Here is a 2,253-nt window from a genome sequence, read left to right as displayed (position 1 = left end):
ACCGATCCAAGGCGCTGGCCGAATTAGAGTCGCGGTGGTACACAGGAGAAGCCATCGTACGGGAACTGAGGCGCTGGAAGGCGGTGCGCGCCACGTTTTTAGACAAGGAATTCGTCAGCGTGACCAAGGCGAAGGACAGTGTGAAGGCCATCCTCACAAGCCTGGGCATTCCGACGCCGAACAAGACCTTGTCGGTGACGAAAGCACAACACATGACGTCGGCCGAGTAAACCGCACAAGATGCCACAAGACGAATCGATCTCCAACGAGCCCCGCAGCCACGCGGGGCTAAAGTGCGTGTGGTACAAACTTGCCCCTACAATCCGCGCCATATCAAGGGTACTGTCAAACTTGAGCTAAAGAAACACTAATATTTGCCCAAGCATCTTGATAATCATTTCCAGCTTTTTTGGGCAATTGACCTCTATAGTCAAGAACCAAATACTGTCCTGGTGCTAATACAATACCTTCTATTTTCGATGAACCACTCATCAATTTCCCGGCTTGAATTGTCTGCCAACTATAGGGATTCATTTCTGTATCAAAGCCATCTGGGCGATAAGAGTACGTTACTGGATATTTAGGTTGAACTATTTGACTGTTACTGGCTGGAGTGCCTTGAATAACAACTCCTCCATTTGAATCATCAAACAGATATCCAGAATAAGATTGATAGATTTGATATTTGACCGTATAAGACGCAGGATAATTATCAAACTCATTCAATGGATTATGCGATGAATCCTCATAATCCACTGACTCCCATCCTGAATTTCCATTATTGTCAGTGACAACAGTCGGTCCATTGGCCAATAATCGAGGTTGCCAGAATTCTGCATACGTAGATTCAGCTGTAGAAGCCACCGGTGAATCGTTAGAAGGTAGATGACCATTGCTAAAACCACTGAGTGTCGTCACTTTTCCGTTGTTTAAACCATCATTCCAGAAGATAGGCCCATGAGCATGAGTAAGCACATTGACAATTTCATTGACACTTCCCGTATTGTGGAAAACTACAATTCCACCTGCGTAATCACCTGGGACCATGTTGTAAAACTCAATTGGATGATCATCAGAGAATGTTTGAAATCCTTGTCCTTGCGTTTGAACATCGACTACACCTGCACCAAAGCTTTGTGTATTCGACTGTGCTTGTGCTGTAAATAATGCGTACGATCCCGCTCCCATCATTGCCAATCCAGCTAAGGATGTGGCTGCTACTGCTCCTATTTTTGATTTCATGCTGAATTTCATCCTTTACCTCCTTAATATTTAAATATTTTTATTGAAGACTTAAATCTTCAAAATGATACCGAGCTATCATTGGAGCATCAGTTCATTCTGCAGATTTAATGTCTATTTGATCTCCTATCCTTTATATTTTTAAATTCATTAATGGATAGGAGTTTCAAATTTCTCGATATTCTCTACGAATGAATCGCATTTTGTTCTTGGAGCGCAGGTGAATCATTGTTCTCCTGATTGCTTTTCTTTTGTAAATTTAAAATTTCTTTGAATAGAGAGACCATACTACTGATGATGAGAAAAGCACCGGGTAAAATAAGTAACGAACCGTCTCCCCAACGACCGTGCAAAAAGTTCAGATAATACCCTGCATAAGGGATAGTAAAATGCGTGTACTCTCCAACAATATTGCTAGCCGATACTGTCCATGGATCTACTGACGGATTTGCGTCTCCTTTGGTTTGAAACATCATCTGGCCATTTTGATCGAATTCCCTTACGATTCTGTGTGTAACCAATACATTGGTCATGCCGTTAAAACCCGAATTTTGGGGTACATGAAATGTGATAATATCGCCTGGCTTTAAATCCGCAACATTCACATGAGGATTATCAAAAATCACTGAACCTGTATCAAATGTGGGGGTCATTGATCCAGAAAGCACTTCATACATGGTTTTTCCAGCCACAACCGGATTACCATCATGAATTCTTGATGACACTGTCAAATAAAGTGTAGAAGCAAAGATAAATACCATAAGACCAATCACAATACCATTTATCACACTAAATATTTTTCGGACCATTATACTTGCCTCCCCTTTACCTCTCGCTCCAACTCTAATCTAATTCATTGAATTGTCTTGGAGATTTTTACAATCCTTAGATTGGATAGAATTTTTTACTGTCCATTTTTCTTAATTTTTTCCTGAGCCCGTTGTTGGTTGTTGCACCTGCGGCAATTCTGTCGTCGAACCTGTCGATGTTGCTTCTGTCGATGTTGCTTCT

Annotated in this window: 2 protein-coding genes and 1 pseudogene; 1 reads left to right on the top strand and 2 read right to left on the bottom strand. The window is 41.6% G+C overall.

What is annotated here, in order from left to right; genetic code table 11:
- Positions 1 to 230: pseudogene (locus tag BUA75_RS14890) on the top strand (IS1634 family transposase); the annotation flags it as partial.
- Positions 231 to 345: 115 nt separating this feature from the next.
- Here the strand turns inward: BUA75_RS14890 and BUA75_RS14885 are convergent.
- Together BUA75_RS14885 and BUA75_RS14880 are read right to left on the bottom strand one after the other, a co-directional pair.
- Positions 346 to 1,242, bottom strand: coding sequence for a TasA family protein (locus BUA75_RS14885; RefSeq protein ID WP_165612048.1), 897 nt, complete (start codon positions 1,240 to 1,242; stop codon positions 346 to 348).
- Between the two features lie 185 nt (positions 1,243 to 1,427).
- Positions 1,428 to 2,051 (bottom strand): signal peptidase I, encoded by a 624-nt coding sequence (locus BUA75_RS14880; RefSeq protein WP_072875370.1) that lies wholly within the window; start codon positions 2,049 to 2,051, stop codon positions 1,428 to 1,430.
- Between the last annotated feature and the right edge of the window lie 202 nt (positions 2,052 to 2,253).

Source organism: Alicyclobacillus tolerans (genome assembly GCF_900142255.1).
Classification (GTDB): Bacteria; Bacillota; Bacilli; order Alicyclobacillales; family Alicyclobacillaceae; genus Alicyclobacillus_I; species Alicyclobacillus_I tolerans.
This window is presented reverse-complemented; position numbering and strand designations above follow the sequence as displayed.